At 71.9% G+C, this 22,692-nt stretch carries 22 protein-coding genes and 5 tRNA genes; 13 read left to right on the forward strand and 14 right to left on the reverse strand.

Features of this window, described 5'->3' with window-relative positions; all coding sequences use genetic code 11:
* Positions 1-54: 54 nt before the first annotated feature.
* Entirely contained in the window at positions 55-1,002 is a 948-nt protein-coding gene (locus ACFY2A_RS26905; protein ID WP_363917499.1) for a helix-turn-helix domain-containing protein, read from the forward strand.
* A 56-nt stretch (positions 1,003-1,058) separates the two neighbouring features.
* Here the strand turns inward: ACFY2A_RS26905 and ACFY2A_RS26910 are convergent.
* Positions 1,059-1,133, reverse strand: a tRNA-Val gene (locus tag ACFY2A_RS26910).
* A 40-nt stretch (positions 1,134-1,173) separates the two neighbouring features.
* Positions 1,174-1,246, reverse strand: a tRNA-Gly gene (locus ACFY2A_RS26915).
* A gap of 153 nt (positions 1,247-1,399) precedes the next feature.
* Here ACFY2A_RS26915 and ACFY2A_RS26920 point away from each other — a divergent pair.
* Complete coding sequence (locus ACFY2A_RS26920; protein WP_363917497.1) at positions 1,400-1,645, forward strand: DUF6458 family protein; 246 nt, start codon at positions 1,400-1,402, stop codon at positions 1,643-1,645.
* Positions 1,646-1,729: 84 nt separating this feature from the next.
* On the opposite strand, the gene ACFY2A_RS26925 is transcribed toward ACFY2A_RS26920, so the two are convergent.
* From ACFY2A_RS26925 to ACFY2A_RS26945, 5 genes are all read right to left on the reverse strand, one after another.
* Entirely contained in the window at positions 1,730-2,950 is a 1,221-nt protein-coding gene (locus ACFY2A_RS26925; protein WP_387175637.1) for an FAD-dependent monooxygenase, read from the reverse strand.
* A complete protein-coding gene (locus ACFY2A_RS26930; protein WP_363917493.1) occupies positions 2,947-3,543 on the reverse strand; it encodes a PadR family transcriptional regulator in 597 nt (198 codons plus the stop codon). Before ACFY2A_RS26930 ends, ACFY2A_RS26925 begins: the two co-directional genes overlap by 4 nt.
* A 135-nt stretch (positions 3,544-3,678) precedes the next feature.
* Positions 3,679-3,753, reverse strand: a tRNA-Val gene (locus tag ACFY2A_RS26935).
* 15 nt (positions 3,754-3,768) lie between these two features.
* A tRNA-Cys gene (locus ACFY2A_RS26940) sits at positions 3,769-3,839 on the reverse strand.
* Positions 3,840-3,873: 34 nt separating this feature from the next.
* Positions 3,874-3,946 (reverse strand) — tRNA-Gly (locus ACFY2A_RS26945).
* 175 nt (positions 3,947-4,121) lie between these two features.
* Here ACFY2A_RS26945 and ACFY2A_RS26950 point away from each other — a divergent pair.
* Together ACFY2A_RS26950 and ACFY2A_RS26955 are read left to right on the forward strand one after the other, a co-directional pair.
* Positions 4,122-4,724: a TetR/AcrR family transcriptional regulator gene (locus tag ACFY2A_RS26950; protein ID WP_210939633.1), complete on the forward strand. Its 603-nt coding sequence runs from the start codon at positions 4,122-4,124 to the stop codon at positions 4,722-4,724.
* 87 nt (positions 4,725-4,811) lie between these two features.
* Complete coding sequence (locus tag ACFY2A_RS26955) at positions 4,812-5,387, forward strand: TIGR03086 family metal-binding protein (protein ID WP_363917491.1); 576 nt, start codon at positions 4,812-4,814, stop codon at positions 5,385-5,387.
* 57 nt (positions 5,388-5,444) lie between these two features.
* Here ACFY2A_RS26955 and ACFY2A_RS26960 read toward each other — a convergent pair whose 3' ends face one another.
* On the reverse strand, positions 5,445-6,347 hold the full coding sequence (locus ACFY2A_RS26960) for a hypothetical protein (protein ID WP_363917489.1): 903 nt from the start codon (positions 6,345-6,347) through the stop codon (positions 5,445-5,447).
* 176 nt (positions 6,348-6,523) lie between these two features.
* Here ACFY2A_RS26960 and ACFY2A_RS26965 point away from each other — a divergent pair, with 176 nt between their 5' ends.
* Together ACFY2A_RS26965 and ACFY2A_RS26970 are read left to right on the forward strand one after the other, a co-directional pair.
* Positions 6,524-7,192 (forward strand): 50S ribosomal protein L11 methyltransferase, encoded by a 669-nt coding sequence (locus ACFY2A_RS26965; RefSeq protein ID WP_363917487.1) that lies wholly within the window; start codon positions 6,524-6,526, stop codon positions 7,190-7,192.
* 9 nt (positions 7,193-7,201) lie between these two features.
* Positions 7,202-8,389 (forward strand): cytochrome P450, encoded by a 1,188-nt coding sequence (locus ACFY2A_RS26970; protein WP_387175640.1) that lies wholly within the window; start codon positions 7,202-7,204, stop codon positions 8,387-8,389.
* A 13-nt stretch (positions 8,390-8,402) separates the two neighbouring features.
* On the opposite strand, the gene bioD is transcribed toward ACFY2A_RS26970, so the two are convergent.
* Genes bioD through ACFY2A_RS26985 form a run of 3 tightly spaced genes read right to left on the reverse strand, consistent with a single transcriptional unit; the run spans position 8,403 to position 10,431 of the window.
* Positions 8,403-9,140, reverse strand: a complete 738-nt coding sequence (bioD, locus tag ACFY2A_RS26975) for a dethiobiotin synthase (RefSeq protein WP_363917485.1) — start codon at positions 9,138-9,140, stop codon at positions 8,403-8,405.
* Entirely contained in the window at positions 9,128-10,264 is a 1,137-nt protein-coding gene (locus ACFY2A_RS26980) for an 8-amino-7-oxononanoate synthase (protein ID WP_387175642.1), read from the reverse strand. Before ACFY2A_RS26980 ends, bioD begins: the two co-directional genes overlap by 13 nt.
* Before the next feature lie 32 nt (positions 10,265-10,296).
* Positions 10,297-10,431 (reverse strand): hypothetical protein, encoded by a 135-nt coding sequence (locus ACFY2A_RS26985; protein WP_363917481.1) that lies wholly within the window; start codon positions 10,429-10,431, stop codon positions 10,297-10,299.
* On the opposite strand from ACFY2A_RS26985, the gene bioB reads away from it, so the two are divergent.
* The 3 genes from bioB to ACFY2A_RS27000 are packed head-to-tail and all read left to right on the forward strand — an operon-like array spanning position 10,430 to position 12,175.
* The gene (gene bioB / locus ACFY2A_RS26990) at positions 10,430-11,425 is read left to right on the forward strand and encodes a biotin synthase BioB (RefSeq protein ID WP_363917479.1); all 996 of its coding nucleotides are present in this window, start codon (positions 10,430-10,432) and stop codon (positions 11,423-11,425) included. The genes ACFY2A_RS26985 and bioB overlap by 2 nt on opposite strands.
* A complete protein-coding gene (locus ACFY2A_RS26995; RefSeq protein ID WP_363917477.1) occupies positions 11,425-11,622 on the forward strand; it encodes a hypothetical protein in 198 nt (65 codons plus the stop codon). The genes bioB and ACFY2A_RS26995 overlap by 1 nt, the downstream gene beginning before the upstream one ends.
* Before the next feature lie 4 nt (positions 11,623-11,626).
* Positions 11,627-12,175 carry a GNAT family N-acetyltransferase gene (locus tag ACFY2A_RS27000; protein WP_387175645.1) on the forward strand — a complete coding sequence of 183 codons (549 nt, stop codon included), beginning with the start codon at positions 11,627-11,629 and terminating at the stop codon, positions 12,173-12,175.
* Positions 12,176-12,177: 2 nt separating this feature from the next.
* On the opposite strand, the gene ACFY2A_RS27005 is transcribed toward ACFY2A_RS27000, so the two are convergent.
* The gene (locus tag ACFY2A_RS27005) at positions 12,178-15,030 is read right to left on the reverse strand and encodes a glycoside hydrolase family 9 protein (RefSeq protein ID WP_387175722.1); all 2,853 of its coding nucleotides are present in this window, start codon (positions 15,028-15,030) and stop codon (positions 12,178-12,180) included.
* 457 nt (positions 15,031-15,487) lie between these two features.
* On the opposite strand from ACFY2A_RS27005, the gene ACFY2A_RS27010 reads away from it, so the two are divergent.
* Positions 15,488-16,234 carry an LPXTG cell wall anchor domain-containing protein gene (locus tag ACFY2A_RS27010; protein WP_387175647.1) on the forward strand — a complete coding sequence of 249 codons (747 nt, stop codon included), beginning with the start codon at positions 15,488-15,490 and terminating at the stop codon, positions 16,232-16,234.
* Positions 16,235-16,583: 349 nt separating this feature from the next.
* Entirely contained in the window at positions 16,584-18,152 is a 1,569-nt protein-coding gene (locus ACFY2A_RS27015) for an aldehyde dehydrogenase family protein (RefSeq protein ID WP_387175649.1), read from the forward strand.
* 97 nt (positions 18,153-18,249) lie between these two features.
* On the opposite strand, the gene ACFY2A_RS27020 is transcribed toward ACFY2A_RS27015, so the two are convergent.
* Together ACFY2A_RS27020 and ACFY2A_RS27025 are read right to left on the reverse strand one after the other, a co-directional pair.
* Positions 18,250-19,311, reverse strand: a complete 1,062-nt coding sequence (locus tag ACFY2A_RS27020; protein WP_387175651.1) for a GNAT family N-acetyltransferase — start codon at positions 19,309-19,311, stop codon at positions 18,250-18,252.
* 101 nt (positions 19,312-19,412) lie between these two features.
* Complete coding sequence (locus ACFY2A_RS27025) at positions 19,413-20,114, reverse strand: amino acid-binding protein (RefSeq protein ID WP_363917467.1); 702 nt, start codon at positions 20,112-20,114, stop codon at positions 19,413-19,415.
* Between the two features lie 148 nt (positions 20,115-20,262).
* On the opposite strand from ACFY2A_RS27025, the gene ACFY2A_RS27030 reads away from it, so the two are divergent.
* Both ACFY2A_RS27030 and ACFY2A_RS27035 read left to right on the forward strand, forming a co-directional pair.
* Complete coding sequence (locus tag ACFY2A_RS27030; protein ID WP_363917465.1) at positions 20,263-21,315, forward strand: phosphotransferase family protein; 1,053 nt, start codon at positions 20,263-20,265, stop codon at positions 21,313-21,315.
* Positions 21,315-22,535: an acyl-CoA dehydrogenase family protein gene (locus tag ACFY2A_RS27035; RefSeq protein ID WP_387175653.1), complete on the forward strand. Its 1,221-nt coding sequence runs from the start codon at positions 21,315-21,317 to the stop codon at positions 22,533-22,535. The genes ACFY2A_RS27030 and ACFY2A_RS27035 overlap by 1 nt, the downstream gene beginning before the upstream one ends.
* Positions 22,536-22,692 lie beyond the last annotated feature (157 nt).

Genomic DNA, 22,692 nt, shown 5'->3' on the forward strand with positions numbered 1-22,692 from the left:
GGCCGGCGAGGCGGGGCGAGTGTCTGGAACGACACGACCCGTACAATTTCCGACATGAGCGCTGCCCCGCACTCCGTCGCGATCGCCGCCACCGACGGAATGCTCCACTTCGAACTGGCGCTGGCCTACGAGGTCTTCGGCTCCGCACCGGACGCCGTGCCCGGCCCCTGGTACGACGTCCGGGTGTGCGGCACGCACCCCGTCCACGTCGGCCGGTTCCGGCTGGAGCCGGACCACGGGCTCGACCGGTTGGCGGACGCCGACACCGTGATCGTTCCCGCCCTGGCGGACGTCGACGAGGAGCCGCCCATCGACCTGGTCGAGGCGGTGCGTACGGCGCACGAATCGGGTGCGCGGGTGGTCTCCCTCTGCACGGGCGTGTTCGTGCTCGCCGCCGCCGGCCTGCTGGACGGGCTGCGGGCGACGACGCACTGGGCCCACACCACTGCCCTGGCCGCGCGCTATCCGCGGGTGACCGTCGACCCGGACGTGCTCTACGTCGACAACGGCTCGGTGCTCACCTCGGCTGGCAAGGCCGCGGCGATGGACCTGTGCCTGCACCTGGTCCGCCGTGATCACGGCCCGGCGACCGCCAACGTGGTCGCGCGTCGCCTGGTCGTGCCACCCCACCGGGCCGGTGGTCAGGCCCAGTTCGTCAGCACACCGGTGCCCGCCCAGGACGGTCATCCCCTGACCGAACTGCTCCCCTGGGTGATGCACCGACTGGATCAACCGCTCACCGTCGAGGATCTGGCCCGCCGGGCGAACCTCAGCTCCCGTCAGCTGGCCCGCCACTTCCGCTCGGTGACCGGCACCACTCCGCTCCAGTGGCTGCTCACGCAGCGGATCCGCCGCGCGCAGGAACTGCTGGAAGGCACCGACGACAGCATCGACACCATCGCCTCGGCCGCTGGCATGGGCACGGCGACGACGTTACGCCGGCATTTTCACCGCACGATCGGGGTACCGCCGGACACCTACCGGCGTACCTTCCGAGTCTGAGCTGTGCCCACGGGCGGAAACCGCGTCTCCGCAGCTGGACGGTGTTGCGCCATAGATGGTGGGCGATACTGGGTTTGAACCAGTGACCTCTTCCGTGTCAAGGAAGCGCGCTCCCACTGCGCCAATCGCCCGTGGTGAACCGGCGACACCCGCGGGTGTGGCCGGACCGCGAGCGGACGACGGGATTCGAACCCGCGACCCTCACCTTGGCAAGGTGATGCGCTACCAGCTGCGCTACGTCCGCCTGCTCCCGTCATCCGCCGGGAACGGGCCAACTGTACCCGATGGCAAGATCGCCGGGGGCGCCGCCCCGGCACGACCGTGATTGCGCCGCTCATCCCCCGGGTACAGACCTCTCCCGACAGCACACCGCACCCCCCGGACAAAGGAGGCTGTCATGGGAATCGGCACCAGCATCTTTCTGTTGGCGCTCGGCGCCATCCTCACCTTCGCGGTCAACGCCAGCGTCGGCGGGCTCGACCTGGACGTGGTCGGCTGGATCCTGATGGCCGCCGGCGTGCTCGGCCTGATCCTGACGACGCTCGTCTGGGGCCGCCGTCGCCAGACGGTCGCCACCACGACGGAGGAGCCGGTGGAATACCGCCGGGTCGAGGAGCGTCGGGACGTCGCACCGCCGATGTGACCGGTAGGGCGGTGGCGGTCACCGGACGGTGGCCGCCACCGCCGCCACGCGTCGACGGCCTGGCGGCGGGCGCAGCTCGTCGGCTCAGGAGGAGCCGGCGGCCAGTTCCGTGGCGACCGGCTCGTCCCAGTCGATCCGGTAGCGCTGCTCCGGGCCGAGCGTCCGCTCCGGGTCGAGAAAGGTACGCAACGCCAGCGGCATCATGAATCGCATCATCCGCTTCGCGATCGGGCCGACCGTCTTGGTGGAGGTCGTCTGCCGACCCCGCCGGAGGACCTTCTCGACCCGCCCACGGCGCAGCCGCTCGTACGCGTCGAAGGCGGCCGGCACGTCGGGGTGGTCCCGCAGGCAGCGGGCCAACTGCACGGCGCTCTCCACGGCCAGTGACGCGCCCTGGCCGGAACTCGGTGACGGCGCGTGCACCGCGTCACCCACCAGCACCATCCGACCGCTGTGCCAGCGCGGCACCGACGGCATGCTCTCGATCGATCCGATGGCCACCAGGTCGTCCGGCTCGGTGTGGGCGAGCACCTGCCGGGCCGGCACGTCGTCGGCGAACACCTCGCGGAGCCGGTGCAACCACTGCGGCCTCGGGGTCCGGCTCGCCTCGGCGTAGCTGGTCGGCCGGCGGTCCGGAACGTTTGCGAACCAGGCGGTGCGGCCGTCGGGCTGCACCCAGTAGCCGAAGAAGGCCCGGGAACCGAAGACGAAGTACATCGCCTCCGGATCGGCGTCGGGCACCACGTACCGGGCCGCGCCGCCGAGGTTCAGCAGCGGCAGCACCTGCGGCGCGGGTGCCTGCGGGTCGATAAGCGTACGCACCCGGGAGCGGATGCCGTCCGCGCCGACCAGCATGTCGGCGCTGGCCGTGGAGCCGTCGGCGAATCGGGCGAGCACGCCGTCACCGCGCTGCTCGGCGTCGACCAGCCGCTTGTCGTACCGGATGCGCACGCCCTGCGCCTCGGCCCGTTCGCGCAGCACCCGGGCCAGGTCGTCGCGCCACAGCCCGAGCGTGACCGGTTCCACCGCCACGTGCGGGAAGGCGCCGATGCGACCCCCGCGACCGTCGGTGACCACGGTCCGTCGCATGGGCAGGCCGACGCCCTCGACGGACCGCTCGGCGTCGACCGAGCGCAACGCGGCCAGCCCGTTGGGTGCCATGGTCAGGGTGACCCCGCTCCCCTCGGCCGGCGACGGGTGCGCCTCGTGGACGGTGGCCTCGATCCCGGCGCGGCGTAGCGCCATCGCGGTCACCGGACCGGCTATCCCGCCACCGATCACCAGCGCGGTTCGGACGGCTGTCATGCGCGACCCCCCATGGTCTCCTGCCAGGACTTCGCATAGTCCGGCTGCTTGAGTGACTCGATCAGCTCGGTGACGAACCGGCGCTCCGCCTCCAGCAGCGCGAGCGCGTACTGCTCCTCGACCAGGAAGATCCACGCGACGCCGTCGGCGCGGGCCTCGTCCATGGTCGTGCGGGTCTCCTCGATCCGGCCGGCCAGCGCCGCCGACCGGCGACGCAGCACCTCGACGGCCTCGTCGGGCGGGAGCAGGCTGAGCAGCGACAGCGCGACGGCGAAGTGCGGATATTCCTCGCGGGGCTGGGCGAGCAGGGAGCGCAGCCAGTCGTGCACCTCGTGCCGGCCCTCTTCGGTGATCGCGTACACCGTGCGCTCGGGTCGGGCGCTGTCCCGGACCGTCTCCTGCGCGGTGACGAAACCGGCTCGGGCGAGCTGCTCGATGACCATGTAGAGCGAGCTGCGGGTGTAACGGATGTGCCGATCCTTGCCGGTCTGCTTGAGTCGTCGGCCCAGCTCGTAGGGGTGCATCGGCTCCCACAACAACCAGGCCAGCACGGCCAGCGCCAGCGGGTTGGGCACTCTCCGACGTCGCTCCACCACAGCTCCTTTAGTCAGTGCTGACTATGCAGGACTGACCAATGAGCGTCAACCCGCTTTCGACGGGTGCGACGGAGACATGCGAAAGGCCCGCTACCGGATCTCCGGTAACGGGCCTTCAACTGTTGGATCTGCTGGTGGGCGATACTGGGTTTGAACCAGTGACCTCTTCCGTGTCAAGGAAGCGCGCTCCCACTGCGCCAATCGCCCTTGCTGTTCTTACCGAGGTGGGGACGGGATTTGAACCCGCGTACACGGCTTTGCAGGCCGTTGCCTCGCCTCTCGGCCACCCCACCGAGGTTGCCCCCGTCACGCGTGGCGGCAGCTCCGAGCGGACGACGGGACTCGAACCCGCGACCCTCACCTTGGCAAGGTGATGCGCTACCAACTGCGCTACGTCCGCACGCCCCGGGTGTACCCGGTGACGGATGAGAACTCTAGCCGAGCGGTGGAACGGATGCCAAATCGGGCTCCCGTCCCGGCGAGTCCGGAACTGTCCGGCTTCCGACTGTCGTAAGCAGGATCAACAGGGGTTTGGTGACCGGCCGTATCCAATTCAATCGGATACGGTGACGGGCGTGACGAGACGTGCGGCGGAAATCCGCCTGGATGCCCTGCTGCGCACCGCATGTGACGTGATCGGGCAGCGCGGGTTGGCGAACACCCGCACGGCTGACGTGGCGCAGGCCGCCGGCGTGAGCCAGGCGCTGGTCTTCTACCACTTTGCCACGAAGGAACGGTTGCTCGCCCAGGCCTTCGCGTACGCCGTCGAGCAGGATCTGGCCCGGCTCGACGCGGTCACCCGTTCCAGCGCCCCGCCGCTGACCAAGCTCCGCCGCATCCTGCGCCTCTACACTCCGGCCGGGCGCGCCACCTCCTGGTCCATGTGGATCGACGGCTGGGCGGAGTCCCTGCGTACCCCCGAGTTGGAGAAGGTCTCCCGCAAGCTGGACCTGCGCTGGCGGCAGGATCTCGCCACCGTGATCGCCGACGGGGTCCGGGAAGGCAGCTTCGTCTGCGCCGACCCGGCCGGCGCCGCCTGGCGGATCAGCGCCGTGATGGACGGCCTGGCGGTGCAACTCGCGGTGCACGACCGGGTGATCTCCCGTCGGCAGTTCGCCGAGTGGGTGCGCCTGGTGACCGCCCGCGAGTTGGGACTGGATCCCGAACAGTTGGATTAGCCGCACCGGCGGCCGGCCGGATCCGAGGGTTACCGGCGCCACCGAATCCGGCGGGTTACCCGAGCCACCGGCGGGAACAAAGGCGGCATGGAGCTGCTGAAGACGTACCGGCGCAGCCTGGCCGAGTTCACCGACCGGGTGGAACAGGTGCACCCCGGACAATGGTCGGCCGCCACCCCCTGCCCCGGCTGGGACGTCCGCACACTTGTCAACCATGTGGTCAGCGAGGAACGTTGGAGCGTGCCGCTGCTCGCCGGACGCACCATCGACGAGGTCGGTGACCGCTACGACGGTGACCAGCTCGGTGCCGACCCGATCAAGGTCGCCCGTGAGGCCGCGGCGCAGGCCGAGGTCGCCGCGACCAGTCCGGGCACCCTGGACCGGACCGTGCACCTGTCGGCCGGTGCCACCTCCGCCGAGGAGTACCTGCACCAGATGCTTGCCGAACACCTCGTACACGGCTGGGACCTGGCGGTGGCGATCGGCGCGGACCCGACGATGGACGCCGACGCGGTCGCCGAGGCGGCCCGCTGGTACTCCCGCCACGTCGAGGACTACCGGCGCAACGGGCTCGTCGAACCCGAGATCGAGTTGCCCGCCGGGGCCGGCGAACAGGACCGCCTCCTGGCCGCCTTCGGCCGCGACCCCGACTGGGCCCCGTGACCTGACCCGACGCCACGGTGGGGCGGACGGATTCCGTCCGCCCCACCGTGGCCCAGGTCAACTCAGGTAACCGCCGTCGCGGGGTACCGTCCGCCACCGGCTCCGCGGGTCCGACCGCCGTTCCCAACGACCCGGCGCCGGACCACCGGCATCGACCACGGCCTCGGGCTCACGGGTCAGCTGCCGCAACCGCAGCAGCAGGCCCACCCCGAGGAAGAGCAGCAGACCGCCGAGAAGGAAAGCCACCTCGGTCAGACCGAGCCCGCTGCCCGTCTGGTTACCGGCCGCGTCGGCGTCCGGCGGGTCGGCCGCCCCACCCGCGTACCCCGCGTCATCGGCGGGATCGCTCTCCTCCTCGGTCGGATCCACCGTCGGCACCTCGACCGGCTCCTCCGTCGGGTCGACCGTCGGCACCTGCGACGGAGTGGGTGACGCGGTCGTGGGGCGGGCTTCCACACCCCGACCCACCACCTCGCGGGTCGCCGTCTGACGGGACAGCAACCGCAGGTTCCGGTCGTACGCCTCAGCGGCGAGGCTCACCTGTCCCCGGTCGACGTCCCGGGCGAACGCGATCCGGTACTGCGCGGTGACCGTACGCCCCGGGCAGAGCGTGCCCGGGTCGAGCTGGCGGTCGGTCAGCCGTGCCGCGTCACCCTCGGTACGCACCTCCACCGGGAACGAACCGGTCTCCTCGATCCGATCCACCCGCACCTGGTCCAGCCGCAACCCCTGCACACCCAGCACCAGGGACCAGCGCACCTTGATGCAGTCACCCTGGTCGTCGCGGGACACCACAGCGGAGACCGTCGCCACCCGCCCACCGGCGGTGAACTGGTCCGGCAGGCCGCCGAGTTCGGTGGCGAACGCCGCGTGCGCCGGCGCGGCCATGGCGAAGTCCACCCCGGTGAGACATGCCAGCGCCACCCCGATCCGTAGCGTGTAACGCCACAGCCTCTTCACGATCCGTCCTCCCGTTGGTCGCCTCCATTCGCAACGCTAGGAGCGCGGGAGGCCACCCGGTAGACGGGCGTGTTCGCACGTACCGTGAAGCGAGATGCCCGATTTCACCTACGGTATTGAACCGGTCACGGATCACCCGCGACACGCCGGGCGCGGTGACGGTGGACAATCACCGGATGTCCGCCCTCTCCGCCGCTTTCGTCCGGCTGCATGCCCGGCTCGCCCCCGTCGCCTTCGTACCCGAGGTGCGGCTGCACCAGGCGGACGAGCCGATCGGGTTGTGGGAGCTGACCGAGGGCGAGTTCCGCAGCGACCGACCGCCACCGTTCTGGGCCTTCGCCTGGGCGGGCGGCCAAGGCCTGGCGCGCTACGTCACCGACCACCCGGAGACCGTCGCCGGCCGCCGGGTACTCGACCTGGCCTCCGGCTCCGGCCTGGTGGCCATCGCCGCCGCCCGGGCCGGCGCGGCCGGCGTCCGCGCCGTGGAGGTCGACGAACTTGCCGTCGCGGCCGTCGCGCTCAACGCCGAGGCCAACGGGGTACGCGTCGACGCCGAACTCGGCGACATCCTCGACGGCGACGCGGGCGACGCCGAGGTGATCCTGGCCGGCGACGTCTTCTACAGCGAGGCGATGGCCAACCGGGTGCTGCGGTTCCTGCTGCGTGCCACCCGAGCCGGCGCGTCGGTGCTGGTCGGCGACCCGGGACGGGCCTTCCTGCCCCGGGAACGCTTCGACGAACTCGCCGCCTACGACGTGCCGGTCAGCGAGGCGCTGGAGAGCGTACGGGTGAAGCGCACCACGGTGTGGCGGTTGCGCGCCGGGCGGCCGGAGGCGGCCGACTAGCGTGACGCCGTGCTGTTCCGCAGCTGGGAGCAGGTTCCGACGGTGCCCGCAGATGCCGGGGCTGGCGTCGCCCACTGGCCCGAGGTGGCCCGGGTCGCCGACCACGTGGGCGTCGAGCACCTGCTGGTGACCCGGCACGCCCTGGTCCGGCAGGTGCTCACCGACCCCACGACGTTCCGACCCGACAACGCGCTGGACGCGGTCACCCCGCTGCCGGTGGCCGCGCTGCGGCTGCTCGCCGCCCACCGGTTCCGGCTACCGCCGACCCTTGCCAACAACGGCGGAGCCAGTCACCCGGGAATCCGTACCCTGGTCGCCGACGCCCTGCACCCGACCCGGGTGGCCGCCCAACGGGACTGGCTGGCCACGCTGGTCCGGCAGCGGGTGGCCGAACTGACCGCCACCCTGGACACCGGCGTACCTGTCGACCTGCACGCGGGCCTCGCCGCCGACCTGCCGCTGCTGGTCCTGGCCCGGCTGGTCGACCTGCCCGACGCTCCCGTCGCGGCGGTGAAGGAGTTCGCCCGCGCGGCACTGGAACTCTTCTGGGCGCCGCTGGACGCCGACCGGCAGCAGTTGCTCGCCGTCGAGGTGGGCCGTTTCCACCGGCTGCTGCGGGAATTCGCGGCCACCGGCGACGGCCTGGCGGCGTCCCTGCGCGCCGCCGGGCATCCACCCGACATGGTCGTCGGCGCGCTGTTCTTCCTGTTGGTCGCCGGCCAGGAGACCACCTCGCAGTTCCTCACCCTGCTGCTGCACCGGCTCACCGGTGAGCCGGCGGTACTCGCCGGGCTGCGCGACGGATCCGTGTCGGTAGCCGACGTGGTCGAGGAGGGGCTGCGGCTGGAACCGCCGATCGTCACCTGGCGGCGGGTCGCCGCCGTGGACACCACGCTGGGCGGGACGGTGGTGCGGGCGGGTACCAGTGTGGTCTTGTGGCTGGCCCGGGCCGGACGGGACCCGGAGGTCGTGCAGTCGCCGGACGAGTTCCGCCCGGGGCAGCGCGGGTCGCGCCGGCATCTGGCCTTCGGGGCGGGCGTGCACCGCTGCGTCGGCGACCAACTCGCCCGGATGGAAGCCACCACGCTGGTGACCGAGGCCGCACCGATGCTGACCGGGGTACGCGTGGTGCGGCCGCCCCACTACCCCGACAACCTCACCTTCCGGATGCCCGACACCTTCGTCGTCCGCCGCTGACCGGCACCGTGGTTCAGGTGGTCTCGTCGGCCCAGGCGCGCCAGTCGTCGAGCACGCCGTACAGCGCCGGGGTGAGCCAGCCCGGCGCGGAGCGCCGGAACACTCCCGGGTCCATCGAACCGGCCCCGGTCGGCAGCGCGCCGAGCAGGTTCGGCAGCAGGTCGCTGAGGTTGGCCCAGTGCACCAGCTCGGGTTCGGCCGGCCAGGCGCCGATCACCACTCCGGCCGGCACGGCCCGCCGGTCCAGTGCCTCCAGGGTGAGCGCGGTGTGGTTGAGGGTGCCCAGACCGGCACGGGCCACCACCACCGCCGGAGCGCCAAGCGACACGGCCAGGTCGGCGACGGTCCACGGCTCCCCCGACGGCCGCAGCCCCATCGGTACGAGCAGCCCGCCGGCTCCCTCGACCAGCACCAGGTCGTGCTTGTCCGCCTCTTCCCGCACCGCGTCGACCGCGTTGTACAGCTCCAGCGGGGGCAGTTCGGCCACCCGGGCGGCGGCCAGCGGCGCGAGTGGGTCCGGGAAGCTGGCAAGCGTACGCCCGGTCATCGGGGCGGCCAGCCGGGTGACCACCTCGACGTCACCGGGTTCGCCGGTGGCCGTACCGGTCTGGCCGGGTTTGATCACCGCGACCCGCAACCCGGCCGCCTGCGCCGCGGCCGCGATCGCCGCGGTCACCACCGTCTTGCCGACCTCGGTGTCGGTGCCGGTGACCAGCACCGGTCCGCGCCACTGATCCGTCATGGCGCACATTCCACGATGACCTCCAGGGCGTGTTCGAAGTCCGCTCGCGGCGCCCCGGCGCTGACGGTCAGTCGCAGCCTCGACCGGCTGTCCGGGGTGGACGGCGGGCGGAAACAGCCGACCGCCACCCCTCGGTCCCGGCAGGCGGCGGCCCATGCCGTCGCCGCCTCCGGGCCCGGTGCGGTGACCGAGACGACGGCGGCGTCGGCAGCGGACACGTCCAGGCCGGCGGCGCGCAGCCGACCCACCGCGAGGGCGGCCCGTTCGGCCAGTTCGGCGCGCAGGCCGGCACCGGAGCGGGTCAGCCCGACGGCGGCCTGCACCCCGGCCGCCACCACGGGCGGCAGTGCGGTGTCGTAGATGAAGGTCCGCGCGGTCTCCACCAGGTGCCGGACGAACTCGGCCGGGCCGGCCACCACGCCACCGGCCCCGCCGAGTGCCTTGGACAGGGTCGCGGTGACCACCACGTCGGGTTCGCCGGTAAGCCCGGCCTCGGCGACCGCACCGGCACCGTCCGGACCGACCACGCCCAGCGCGTGTGCGTCGTCGACGAGCAGCAACGCGCCGTGTTCGCGGGCGGTGGCGTGCAGCCGCGCCAACGGGGCGAGGTCACCGTCGACGGAGAAGACCGACTCGGTGACCACCACCGCCGGTCGGCCCGGGGCGGCGGCGAGGGCGGCGGCGACCGCCGCCACGTCGGCGTGCGGGGTCACCACCGTCTCCGCACCGGAGATCCGGCAGCCGTCGATCAGGGAGGCGTGGTTGTGCGCGTCGGAGATCAGCAGCGTACGGGGGCGCACCAGCGCGCGGACCGCACCGAGGTTGGCCAGGTACCCGGAGGAGAAGACAAGGGCCCGATCGGTGCCGAGCCAGCCGGCGAGCGTCTCCTCCAACGTGTGGTGGGCGTCGGTGGAGCCACGAACCAGCCTCGATCCGGTCGCACCCAACCCGTACGCGGCCAACGCCCGCGTGGCGGCGGCGACCACCTCGGGGTGCGCGGCCAGACCCAGGTAGTCGTTGCCGGCCAGGTCGACCACGCCGTCGGCGGCGGCGCGCGGATGCATTCGGCGGGTCAGTCCCGCCTTCGCTCGCAGCTCGGCGCGGCGGTCCAGTGCCGCCAGCCAGTCCGCCACCGCCACGTCCCTTCCCCGCCGGTCTCCGCCCGTCAGGCGCTTCCGCCGGGCGAAGTTACCACCCGGGACGCCCGCACCGGCGTGGCGGCGTACGGCTCGCCGCGCTGCGTCACCCGGGCGGCCGGGTCAGATCGGGCGGCGCGGCGGCCTTGTAGGGTACGTGCCATGCCAGAGATCCTCGACCAGGCCCGGGACCAGGTGCTGCACAACGGCGTCGGTCTCGACGAGGCCGGTGTCCTCGCCGTGCTGAACCTGCCCGACGAGCACCTGTCCGCCGTGCTCCAGCTCGCCCACGACGTGCGGATGCGCTGGTGCGGCCCGGAGGTCGAGGTCGAGGGCATCGTGTCGCTGAAGACCGGCGGCTGCCCGGAAGACTGCCACTTCTGCTCCCAGTCTGGCCTGTTCACCTCGCCGGTGCGGTCGGTGTGGCTGGACATTCCGTCGCTGGTGCAGGCGGCGAAGCAGACCGCCGCGACCGGGGCGACGGAGTTCTGCATCGTGGCCGCCGTCCGCGGCCCGGACGCCCGGCTGATGAAGCAGATGCGTGCGGGCGTCGCGGCGATCAAGGCCGAGGTCGACATCCAGGTCGCCGCCTCGCTCGGCATGCTCACCCAGGAGCAGGTCGACGAGCTTGTCGACATGGGCGTGCACCGTTACAACCACAACCTGGAGACCTGCCGGTCGTACTTCCCGAACGTGGTCACCACGCACTCCTGGGAGGAGCGGTGGGAGACCCTGCGGATGGTCCGCGAATCCGGCATGGAGGTCTGCTGCGGCGGCATCCTCGGCCTCGGCGAGACCGTCGAGCAGCGGGCCGAGTTCGCCGCGCAGCTCGCCGAGTTGGATCCGCACGAGGTGCCGCTGAACTTCCTCAACCCTCGGCCCGGCACGCCGCTGGGCGACCGCCCGGTGGTGGAGGGCAGGGACGCGCTGCGGGCCATCGCCGCGTTCCGGCTGGCCATGCCGCGCACCATCCTGCGGTACGCGGGCGGGCGGGAGATCACCCTGGGTGATCTCGGTACCCGCGACGGGCTGCTCGGCGGCATCAACGCCGTGATCGTCGGCAACTACCTGACCACCCTCGGTCGACCGGCCACGGACGACCTCAAGTTGCTCGACGAGTTGAAGATGCCGGTCAAGGCGCTGTCAGCGACGCTGTGATGCCAGCCGTGGCAGGTCAGACCTGGTGCGACAGGTGCGGGGAAGCAGCGGCGTCCGGCGCACACGAGCAGTGTGCGGCGGCCCGCGCCCTGGAGCCGCCCCGGTACTGCGCCCAATGCCGACGCCGGATGAAGGTGCAGGTACTGCCGGTCGGCTGGTCGGCGATCTGCGTCGAACACGGGGAGATTCGGAGCTGAGCGGATGCTGCGCGGCAAGGCGGTGACCCTACGACCGGCGACGGCCGCCGACGTGCCCGTACTGGCGCGGATCCGCGCCGAGCCCGAGGTGCGCCGCTGGTGGCGCGGCGGCGACGACCTGGTCGCCGCCGTCGAGGCGGATCTCGCCGAGGAGGGCGTCTCGGTGTACGCCATCGAGCACGGCGACCGGGTGGTCGGCGCGATCCAGTGGCACGCCGAGGACGACCCGGACTACCGGCACGCCGGCCTCGACATCTTCCTCGACCCCTCGGTACGCGGCGCCGGGCTCGCCGGGGACGCCATCCGTGTCCTGATCCGCCACCTGATCGACGACCACGGCCACCACCGCTTCACCATCGACCCGGCGGCGGCGAACACCGCCGCCATCCGCGCGTACGCGAAGGTGGGTTTCCGGACGGTCGGAGTGATGCGCCGCTACGAACGTGGCGAGGACGGTCGCTGGCACGACGGCCTGCTGATGGATCTCCTCGCCGACGACCTGCCGTGCCCGTCCCAGGTCTGGGACGGGCACGGCCGAGCCGCCGCCAGCTAATCTCAGCCGACGGTGCAGGTGGCGCCGTTGAGCGTGAACGCGGTGGGCTTCGGGTTGCTGCCCGTGTGGGTGCCGTTGAAGCCGATGCCTACCGACGCGCCCGCCGCCAGGTTGCCGTTGTACGACAGGTTGGTGGCGGTCACCGCCGCGCCGGTCTGGGCGTAGGTGGCCGACCAGCCCTGACCGACCCGCTGTCCGCTGTTCGGGAAGCTGAACGCCAGGGTCCAACCGTTGATCGCGGTGGTGCCGGTGTTGGTGATGGTGATGTTGGCGGTGAAGCCGGTGCTCCAGTCGTTGCTGCCGTAGGAGACCCGGCAGGGCGAGGTGGGCAGCGGCGCCGAGGTCGTCACCGTCACCCGTTCCGAGGGCGACGAGGCGTTGCCCGCGGCGTCTATCGCGACCACGTAGAAGGAGTACGTGTTCTCGGGTTGCAGGCCGGTCACCGCGTACGTGGTCCCGGTGACCGTGGCGACAAGCACGTCACCCAGGGCCGGTCCCCGGTAGATCCGGTACCCGGTCACACCGACGTTGTCGGTCGACGGGGCCCAGCTCAGCGTGGCACCGGTGGTGGTGATCGCCGACGCCGTCAACGAACTCGGCGCACTCGGCGGGACGGTGTCACCGTCGTCGACCGCCGGGACGGTCACGGTCAGCATCGGCGACGCGGTCGAGGTGTTGCCGGCCTTGTCCCGGGCCTGCACGGTGATCTCGTAGGTACGGGCCGGGGAGACGTCGAGCACCAGCGAGTTCGTGCTGGAGGGGTACCAGCTGTAGGTGTCGCTGCCGACCACGTGGGTGTTGACGATGTAGACGTCGATCCCGCTGCCCACGTCGGTGGACGCTGCCCAGGTCAGATTCACCGAGCGGGAGGTGACCGAGGTCGCCACCGGCGTGCCGGGGGTGGTAGGTGGCGTGGTGTCACTGCTGGACGCCGGCTCCGCGCCCCACACCCGCTCACCGCCGACGTAGAGCGGCACGTTGCGGTTCGGCCCGGCGGTGGTCTGGAACGACGGGTCGTCGCTCGGATCCCAGGCGACGCCCTCCCGCACTCCGATCTTGAACTGCACCTCCATCCGGTGTTGCGACTGGCCGGCGGGGGCGATGGTGTGCCCGGTGCAGTCGACCTCGACGTACCAGAGATCGCCGCTGACGTTCCTGGCGGTCGTGGGCGCCGGGCAGCCCTGGGTGTAGCCGGGTGTGACCAGAATCGGCTCCAGGCCCAGACCAGGGACCCGGAAGTAGTAGCGGAACTTGGCGTCGGTGAGTGCCCGCGCCGGGAAGGCCGACTTGTTGTAGACGATCGCCTTGATGCCAGTGGACCGCGTCTCGTTCTGCATCACCGTGGTCTCCACGGTCAGCTCGTCGATGTCGGGCTGCTCGGGAACCGGGAAGTTCGCCAGCGGGGTGCCGCCGTACTCCTGGGACAGCCGGGCCAGCGCGGAGGTGAAGCCGGCGTTGTAGTCGGTGGCGACCTCGTTCATCACGTAGTCCGACCGGTTGTCGGTGTACGCGTCGTTCGGCGAGGACGGCCCGCCGACAAGCGCGCCGTAGAGGGTGTGCCGGGTCTCGGTGGGCACGGTCATGCTGTCCCACCAGGAGCCGTGCGCGGTGCGGTGGTGCGGGTTCTTCGGCGGGTTGGTGCCGAAGCCGATTACGTAGCTGGAGCTGCGCGGGTTGTCGCCGAGCGCGTAGTTGATCTGCCGGACGGCGAAGTCGTGGTATCGCGCCTTGCGGGTCGCGTCGGTGGTCTTGTCGCTGTAGACGAGCGCGGCGAACGCGGTGTTGGCGGCGTACCGCAACGCACCCCACGAGTCGAGCACCGCCATCCCGCCGGGCGAGTACCGGACCCGCTCGCCGTTGACGCCGACGGTCCAGAAGTCCAGCCACCGGTTGGCGTCGTCGACGTACTTCTGCTTGCCGGTCAGGTTGGCCAGCAGCACGTACGCCCCGAACTGCTTGTTGTCCCAGGCGACGGTCCACTTGTAGGAGCGGGTGGTGGTTTGCGGCTCGGTGCCGAGCTTGTCGTACTCGCTCTCCGCCTTGGCCAGGTACGCGGCGTCGCCGGTGGCCCGGTACAGCCAGATCGCGCCCCAGACCAGTTCGTCCTGGTAGCCGCTCCAGGAGCGGTAGAAGCTGGTCGCGTCGGTGATGCACTCGTGGTAGTTCTTCCGCACGGTGTCGGCGAAGGTGTAGAGCTGCCGCGCGTGGGCCAGCAGCTTGTCGGCGTACGCGGCGTCGGTGGGCCGGAACACCATGGACGAGGCGGCCATCGCGGCGGCGGTCTCCCCCGCCAGGTCCGCGCCACCACAGCTCGCGTCGATCTTGTACGCGGGCCGCGCCATCTGCATCACCTCGGCCGGCCCCCACCACTTGTGGTCGTCGTCGCCCTTGCCCACCTGGCCGTAGAGGACGTTCGGCGACGGGTGCGCCTTGACGAAGTAGTCGTTGACGTAGCGGAGGTTGTTGAGCAGGTGGGTAAGCTGACCGGAGGCGGCGTACCCGGCCCGGTACTCGACCGCTCCCCAGGCCAGCATGGTGGCGCTGAACGCCATCGGGAAGCCGAACTTCACATGGTCACCGGCGTCGTACCAGCCGCCGGTGAGGTCGACTCCGACGTCCGAGCCGTCGCGGAGCCCCGAGTCGCCGCGCCATGAGACGCGGTTCCAGTCCGGTAGTTCCCCGGACTGCTGCGCCTCGTAGAACAGCAGGGACTTCTGTAGCGCCTCGGCGTAGTTGAAGGTCGGTCCCGCGGCGGCGGTCACGGCGCCGTCGGTCGGCGCGGCGGCGGCACCGGTCGCGGGTACGCCGATCGCGAGTGCGAGACCGGCGGCGAGTGCGGTGACGGTGGCCAGCATTCGGCGGGGCCAGGGCTGGTCGGGACGGTGGTGCGGAGATGGCTGGTCCGGCAGCGGTCGATCGCCGCGGACGCGGCCCGACCCTGGGGGTAGATGCATACGACTACTCCTGTCGATGCGTGCCCGACGGCATCGACCGGACGCGTGCCCGCGTCGGACTGGACGGCTGCCGGCGGTGGTGGTGGCGAGGTGGCTCCAACAGGACCGGGAGCGCTCCCATGGATAGCTGACAATGTAATCCGGGCACCGACGGTTGGGAAGCCCGCCCGACGGCGACGTGGGGCGTCGGAAAGCCTTGCGGCGTTACACCGACACGCGCGGAGACAGCCCCCGAGACACCCCCGCGGGCACATCGCGGCCTCAGGTCTGCCCAGGTCAGACCGTTCGCCCGAGATCAGCGCCGGCCGTCCGGATGCGAGCATGTGCCGTCACCCCGCTGAGATCCGGAGGAATTCTCATGCCACAGCGTCGGCACGTGGCGCGTGCGGCCGTTTCCGGCGTCGCCGCCACGGCCCTCCTCGCCCTCGCCGCCCCGGCCTGGGCGAGCAGCACCGTTTCGCTCCACTCGGCCCACCAAGGTTCCACTGCGGCCGACTTCCAGCAGCAGTGCGCGGACACCAGGTTCGCCGACCGCCCCGCCGACCACGACGGTTGGCACTTCGTCCTGCCCGGCGGTCCGTCCGCCGGCGGTTTCGAGAGTTTGACACTGACCTTCGACAACGGCTCCGGCACGGTCAACGTCACCGTGCCCGACGCCGCCGACGCCTACCCGGACGCGCTCTACCCCGCTGGGCAGAACCAGTCCCGGCTCATTCACGCCTACCTGTTCACCCCGGCCGGGTGGACGCTGGTGAACGGTAGCGCCACGATCAGCGGCCAGGGTGACCGCTTCAACCTCAGCCACACCTGCGCCGGCCAGCCGACTCCGCAGTCGCCGACCCCCACGCCCACCACTCCGGAATCACCCACCCCGGAGTCGCCCACGCCGACGCCCACCGCTCCCGAGTCGCCGGTTCCGTCGGACACACCGTCGGCCAGCCCGTCGGACGGCACCGGCGGTGGCGGCGGTGACGACGACGGCAACCTGCCGGTCACCGGCACGGCGGTGACGACCATGGCCCTGGTCGGCGTCGGCCTGATCGGTGGCGGTGTCGCCCTGGTCGCGCTGCGACGCCGCCGCGACGGGATCACCTTCACCAGCTGACACCACCATCCGAGAACGGCCGCCGGCGTCCCTCCGGCGGCCGTTCTCGTCGTGGAGGCGCCGGCGGGCCGCCCCTGGTCGATGCCACCGCCGGGTAACCGCGGCCGTACTCGCCAGTAACAAAGGGGGATTCTTCACATCATTCAAACTGCTCGATATTTAGACAGCGAATCGGCAGGTGAGAGCGGGTGAATCGAGGCGCGGGCGATCCTCCACTGAGGAGTGAACCGAACCGGGTGTCCTGCGATACGGAACGTGCTGTTGCCGTCGCGCTCGGCGGCACGCGACAGTACGCGGCACCTGGCGGCACCCGTCGATGGCCGCTCCCCGCCCACCTGAGGAGATCGCGATGGCTCTACGACTCGCCAACGGAACCTCCTGGTCCGACACCCTCGCCCGGGCGGTGGCCGCCACCGGCGAGGCGTTCGACCGCCCGGTCGACGGCACCACCACATTGCGGAACCTGGTCAGCGGCGAGTGGCGCACCGGTGGCGTGCCGACGCCGACGCGTACCCCGGTCGACAACAGTGTGCTTGTCAACCTGCCTCGACTGGACGCGGCGACCGCCCACGACGCGGTCGCCCACGCCACCGCGGCCCACGCCACCTGGGCCGACACCCCGCTGGCCGAACGCAAGTCGCGGGTCACCGACGCCCTGGACGCCCTCACCGACCATCGCGACCTGCTGGCAATGCTGCTCGTCTGGGAGATCGGCAAGCCGTGGCGACTGGCCTGTGCCGACGTGGACCGCGCACTCGACGGAGTGCGCTGGTACGTCGAGGAGATCGATCGGATGCTCGCCGACGGTCGCGCTCCGCTACCCGGCCCGGTCGGCAACATCGCCTCGTGGAACTACCCGATGAGCGTGCTGGTGCACGCCGAACTGGTGCAGCTGCTCGCCGGCAACGCGGTCATCGCCAAGACACCGTCGCAGGGCGGCGCGGTCTGTCTCACCGTCGCGCACGCGCTGCTGCACCGTGCCGGACTACCCGCCACCCTGCTCTCCGGCAGCGGCGAGGCGCTGTCCGAGGTGCTGGTACGAGCACCCGAGATCGGCGCGGTGGCGTTCGTCGGCGGCCGCTCCAACGGGGGCAAGGTGGCCGCCGCACTGCTCGACTCGAACAAGCGCCACTTCATCGAGCAGGAGGGCCTGAACGCCTGGGGCGTCTGGAACTTCTCCCAGTGGGACCTGCTCGCCGCCCACCTGAAGAAGGGCTTCGAGTACGGCAAGCAGCGCTGCACCGCGTACCCCCGGTTCGTGGTGCAGCGGGACCTGGTCGACGAGTTCCTCGACATGTACCTGCCGGTGGTCCGCTCGGTCCGGTTCGGGCACCCGCTCGCGGTCGACGAGACCTGGCAGGTCGGAGACCCGTTGCCGGAGCTCGACTTCGGCCCGCTGATCAGCGCCGCCAAGGCCGACGAGCTGCACCGCAAGGTCGACGAGGCGGTAGGGGGCGGCGCCGTCCCGCTGTACCGGGGCAAACTCGACGGCGCGCCGTTCCTGCCCGGGCAGGACACCTCGGCGTACGTCGCGCCGTCGGTGCTGCTCGCCCCGCCCGGCCGGTCCCGGCTGATGCACGCCGAGCCGTTCGGCCCGGTCGACACGATCGTCGTGGTGGACACCACCGACGAGCTGCTGGCCCAGATGAACGCCTCCAACGGCGCGCTGGTGGCCTCCCTCGCCTGCGACGACACCGACGAGGCGGCGAAGCTGGCGGTCGACCTCCAGGCCTTCAAGGTGGGCATCAACAAGCCCCGTTCCCGGGGCGACCGCCAGGAGCCGTTCGGCGGTCGGGGTGCTTCCTGGAAGGGTGCCTTCGTCGGCGGGGACCTGCTCGTCCAGGCCGTCACCGTCGGCGACGACGACCGCCTCTACGGCAACTTCCAGGACCGCACCGCCCTGCCCCCGAACATTTGACCGCATCGGCCAGGAAGCACGCGGTGGGCAGGACTCCCGCACCGGGAGTCCTGCCCACCTCACCGGCCTCCGCACCGGAGGTCGGTCGTCTGAGCCGTCAGCCGGCGCTCTTCGCCGCCGCCGGTGCCTCGGCGCCCAACGGCACGGTCATGGTCAGCAGGGTGCCGTCCCGCTGGACGGTGGTCGGCCGGGACAGCCGGCGCAGCGTACGCAGCATCGGTGCGTTGTCCGCCTGGACGTGCGCCACCATCGCCGCGTAACCCGCCGACTCGGCCTGCCGGGTCAGCCGACGCAGCAGCGTCGAGCCCAGCCCACGGCGCTGCCAGTCGTCGCGTACCAACAGCGCCAACTCGGCCTCGTCGCCCTCGGCCAGCAGGTTCGCCATCGCGACGACCGACTCCGCCGCCCCGCCGGAGCCGGTCGTCGCGGCGATCAGGGTCAGCCCGCGGGCCGGCTCCAGGAGTCGACGCAGTCGGGCCGGTGAGGGCAGACCCGCACCCCCCAGGTAACGGCGCTGCCGGCTGCGCACCGAGCAGGCCTGGTGCAACTCGACCACCGCCGTCAGGTCGTCCGCGACGGCCGGGCGTACGGTCAGTTCGGCACCATCCGGCAGGACCACGGTGACCTGCTCAGCGCTGCGGCGGGCGGCGGTGGCCCCCAGTTCGAGCAGCGCCTGGGCCCGGGCGTACTCGGCCGGGGTGAAGCTCGGCGCGACCCGGCGCAGGGTGTACGACCCGCCGTTCGGGTCGGCCAGCAGCATCGTCATGCCGTCGATTCCCGGGCGGGCCAGGGCCGGTGCGGCCCGCCAGGTCACCTCGTCGGCACCGAGCAGAGCCCGTAGCACCTCACCTGTCGCGTCCGGGTCATGCACCAGCCGGGTCGCCAGCCCGAGCACCCGGGTCGGCTGATCGGCCAGGCCACGCGCCTCGCTGCGCGCCACCCAGCAGTCCCGCCCCCGGCCGCGTTCGACGGCGGCGAGCAGTCCCGCCTCGTCGAGTGTGTCCGGCGCGTCGACGAGGAAATCATCGACGGCACCGTGCTCGGTGGTGTGCACCTGCACGGTGAGGATGTTGACTCCACGCAACGCGAGGCTCGCCGTGAGCACCGACAGGTAACCCGGCCGGTCGTCCACGGTGGCTCGGATCCGCCACAGCGTCATCGTTGCCTCCCTTCGCGTGCCACCCTCGTCCGCGGCTGTTGCCGGTCGGTTGCCTCACCATGTCCAGCCGCGTCCGGCCCTGCGGTCTGCGTCACATTCGGTCAGGGGTTGGCGCTGACCGGCGGAGCGCCGACCAGGTCGAGCCGGTCGCCGAGGATCACGGCGCAGGCGCGGACCAGTTGGGCGAGCCGGTCCACCTCGGTGGAGTGGAAGGCGGCCGGCGTGAGGGTCTCGCCGTGCTCACGGGACACCACCAGCACCAGCCCGGCCCGGCCGAACGGCGCGACCGCGAAATGGCCGCCGTCCAGCGCGGTCATCGACCGGGCGCGCAGCGGGGTCACCTCCGGCAGCTTCGGCGGCACCGGGGTACGCCAACTGGCGTGCCCGACCGTCGCACCGCCACCCCCGGTGCGGGAGGCCCAGTCGACCGGCACCACCGCGGCGACCGCCCAGTCGGCGGCGAGCAGCCCGGGTACCGCGTCGACCAGGGTGGCCAGCCCGTCGGCCGGGTTGGCCGCGACCTGGGCCAGCAGCTCGGCGTCCTGACCGGTGGTGGTGGGCGCGCCGATCGCCCGCCAGACCCCGTCCACCCGTACGCCGGGGATCGCCGCCAGGCCGGCCAGCAGCCGCTCCACCCGCGCGGCGCCCGGCCACACCACAGTGAAATCGTCGACCGCCCGCCCGCCGAGGCGTTCCAGCACGACCACCTGGACGATGTCCGCCCCGGACACGCCGAGGGTGCGCGCCACCTGACCGAGCGTGCCTGGACGGTCCGGCAGGGTGACCCGAACGCGCAGCAACATCTCAAACCCCTCCGCTCGGCGGGCCGGCACACTGGCCGGCAGGCTGGTGTCAGCCTGGCAGTTGACCATTTCGTCCCTGTTGCGGCGGCATGTCCCGAGGGTCAAACCTGACCTTGACAACCCGCCGGAGCTGCCATGAACTGTCCGGATGACCGAACCGACCGCCGGCTCGCCCGCCGGTCTGGATCTGGACCGGCTCCGCGGCTACCTGGCGGCGCGCCGCCCCGATCTGGCCGCCGGCCCGTTACGGGCCGAGCTGATCGCCGGTGGCCGGTCGAACCTGACCTACCTGGTGCACGCCGGCGATCGGGAGGTGGTGCTGCGCCGCCCACCGCTCGGGCACGTGCTGGCCACCGCGCACGACATGGCCCGGGAGTTCCGGGTCATCTCGGCGCTCGCCCCGACCGACGTCCCGGTGCCCGGCGCCCTGCTGCTCTGCGCCGAGCCGGAGGTACTGGGGGCGCCGTTCTATCTGATGGAACGGGTGCCAGGCGAGGTGTTCCGCAGCCGCTCCCGCACCGACCGGCTCACCGGCGAGCAGCGACACGGGCTGGCCATGACGATGATGGACACCCTGGCGGCGCTGCACACGGTCGAGCCGGCGACGGTCGGCCTGGCCGACTTCGGCCGCCCGGAGGGGTTCCTGGCGCGGCAGGTCCGCCGCTGGTCGGGGCAGCTCGACCGCTCCCGCAGCCGGCCGCTGCCCGGCATCGACGAGCTGCGCGACCGGCTCGCCGCCACCGCGCCCGAGGGCGCCAACGCCGGCCGGATCGTGCACGGGGACTTCCGGCTGGACAACCTGCTCGCCACCGTCGACCCGGTGACGGTGACGGCGGTGCTGGACTGGGAGATGGCCACCCTCGGCGACCCGCTCGCCGACCTGGGGCTGTTGCTGACCTACTGGGACGTGCTCGGCGGCAGTGAGGTCTCCGACGGTAATCCCGTCGCCGACGGCCTCGGCCCGCGCGCCGGCTTTCCCAGCGGTGCCGAGCTGATCGACAGGTACGCCGGCCGCAGCGACGTCGACGTCGGTCCCCTGCACTGGCACATCGCGCTGGGCTGCTTCAAACTCGCCGTCATCTGCGAGGGCATCCACTACCGGCACACCCTCGGCCAGACCCTCGGCGAGGGCTTCGACACCATCGGCGGCCTCGTCGCCCCGCTTGTCGCACACGGACTGACCGCGGTGAAGGAGACCTGATGGACTTCGCGTACGACGCCCGGACCGAGCAGCTGCGCGCGGAGCTGACCGAATTCCTGGAGCAGCACGTGTACCCGGCCGAGGCGGTGCACGCCGCCCAGGTGAGCGCCGCCGGTGACCCGTGGGCCCGCCCGCCGGTGCTGGCCGAGCTGAAGGCCGAGGCGCGCCGGCGCGGCCTGTGGAACCTCTTCCTGCCCGACCCGCGCCACGGTGCCGGGCTGACCAACCTCCAGTACGCCCCGCTGGCCGAGCTGACCGGGCACAGCCCGCACCTCGCCCCGGAGGCGCTCAACTGCGCCGCACCGGACACCGGCAACATGGAACTGCTCGCCGAGTTCGGCTCCCCCGCCCAACAGGAACGGTGGCTCACCCCGCTGCTGGCGGGCGAGATCCGCTCCGCGTTCTGCATGACCGAGCCCGAGGTGGCCTCCTCCGACGCGACGAACATCGCCACGTCGATCCGCCGCGACGGTGACCACTACGTCATCGACGGCCGCAAGTGGTGGTCCTCCGGCGCGATGGACCCGGCCTGCGAGATCCTCATCGTGATGGGCAAGACCGATCCGGGCGCCGACCGGCACCGGCAGCAGAGCATGATCCTGGTCCCCCGCGACACCCCGGGGGTCACCGTCCGCCGGGGCATGCGGGTCTTCGGCTACAGCGACGCGTCGCACGGCGGCCACGCCGAGGTCGACTTCGAGGGCGTACGGGTGCCGGCGGAGAACCTGGTCGGCGCCGAGGGCACCGGCTTCGCCATCGCCCAGGCCCGGCTCGGCCCCGGCCGGATCCACCACTGCATGCGCCTGATCGGAATGGCCGAGCGGGCGTTGGAACTGCTCTGCCGCCGGGCCGCCGAGCGGGTCGCCTTCGGTCGTCCGCTCGCCGAACAGGGCGTGGTACGCGAGTGGATCGCCGAGGCCCGGGTCCGCATCGAACAGGCCCGGCTGCTGGTCCTCAAGACGGCCTGGCTGATGGACACGGTCGGCAACAAGGGCGCGCACACCGAGATCCAGGCCATCAAGATCGCCACACCGGCGATGGCCGAGTGGGTCATCGACAAGGCCATCCAGGCGTACGGCGCGGCCGGGGTCAGCCAGGACACCCCTCTCGCCCAGCTCTGGGCCCAGGCCCGGACGCTGCGCCTCGCCGACGGCCCAGACGAGGTGCACCGCAACAGCCTCGCCAAGCGCGAGCTACGCCGCTGGACCGCCCCCGCCTGACCACAGCCAGGCCACCCACCACGCGAAAGACCGTTCCCCGTCACTGGACCGCCCGTACTGGGCACCTCACCCGGGCACGACCGGGCCCGCACGGGTCGGCTTCAATTCAGCGAGCGGGCCACCGCGTCGCCGCCTCTCAGGACCGGAGCCACCGAAC

Source organism: Micromonospora sp. NPDC000442 (genome assembly GCF_042898635.1).
GTDB lineage: Bacteria > Actinomycetota > Actinomycetes > Mycobacteriales > Micromonosporaceae > Micromonospora.

Bases quoted from the DNA above. Each gene is read 5' to 3' on its own strand.
- ACFY2A_RS27015 (WP_387175649.1), top strand. From the start codon at position 16,584: ATGGCTCTACGACTCGCCAACGGAACCTCCTGGTCCGACACCCTCGCC.
- ACFY2A_RS26955 (WP_363917491.1), top strand. From the start codon at position 4,812: ATGGAGCTGCTGAAGACGTACCGGCGCAGCCTGGCCGAGTTCACCGAC.
- bioD (WP_363917485.1), bottom strand. From the start codon at position 9,140: ATGTGCGCCATGACGGATCAGTGGCGCGGACCGGTGCTGGTCACCGGC.
- ACFY2A_RS26995 (WP_363917477.1), top strand. From the start codon at position 11,425: ATGCCAGCCGTGGCAGGTCAGACCTGGTGCGACAGGTGCGGGGAAGCA.
- ACFY2A_RS27025 (WP_363917467.1), bottom strand. From the start codon at position 20,114: ATGTTGCTGCGCGTTCGGGTCACCCTGCCGGACCGTCCAGGCACGCTC.
- ACFY2A_RS26920 (WP_363917497.1), top strand. From the start codon at position 1,400: ATGGGAATCGGCACCAGCATCTTTCTGTTGGCGCTCGGCGCCATCCTC.
- ACFY2A_RS27020 (WP_387175651.1), bottom strand. From the start codon at position 19,311: ATGACGCTGTGGCGGATCCGAGCCACCGTGGACGACCGGCCGGGTTAC.
- ACFY2A_RS26965 (WP_363917487.1), top strand. From the start codon at position 6,524: ATGTCCGCCCTCTCCGCCGCTTTCGTCCGGCTGCATGCCCGGCTCGCC.
- bioB (WP_363917479.1), top strand. From the start codon at position 10,430: ATGCCAGAGATCCTCGACCAGGCCCGGGACCAGGTGCTGCACAACGGC.
- ACFY2A_RS26985 (WP_363917481.1), bottom strand. From the start codon at position 10,431: ATGGCACGTACCCTACAAGGCCGCCGCGCCGCCCGATCTGACCCGGCC.
- ACFY2A_RS26905 (WP_363917499.1), top strand. From the start codon at position 55: ATGAGCGCTGCCCCGCACTCCGTCGCGATCGCCGCCACCGACGGAATG.
- ACFY2A_RS27010 (WP_387175647.1), top strand. From the start codon at position 15,488: ATGCCACAGCGTCGGCACGTGGCGCGTGCGGCCGTTTCCGGCGTCGCC.
- ACFY2A_RS27030 (WP_363917465.1), top strand. From the start codon at position 20,263: ATGACCGAACCGACCGCCGGCTCGCCCGCCGGTCTGGATCTGGACCGG.
- ACFY2A_RS27035 (WP_387175653.1), top strand. From the start codon at position 21,315: ATGGACTTCGCGTACGACGCCCGGACCGAGCAGCTGCGCGCGGAGCTG.
- ACFY2A_RS26925 (WP_387175637.1), bottom strand. From the start codon at position 2,950: ATGACAGCCGTCCGAACCGCGCTGGTGATCGGTGGCGGGATAGCCGGT.
- ACFY2A_RS27000 (WP_387175645.1), top strand. From the start codon at position 11,627: ATGCTGCGCGGCAAGGCGGTGACCCTACGACCGGCGACGGCCGCCGAC.
- ACFY2A_RS27005 (WP_387175722.1), bottom strand. From the start codon at position 15,030: ATGCTGGCCACCGTCACCGCACTCGCCGCCGGTCTCGCACTCGCGATC.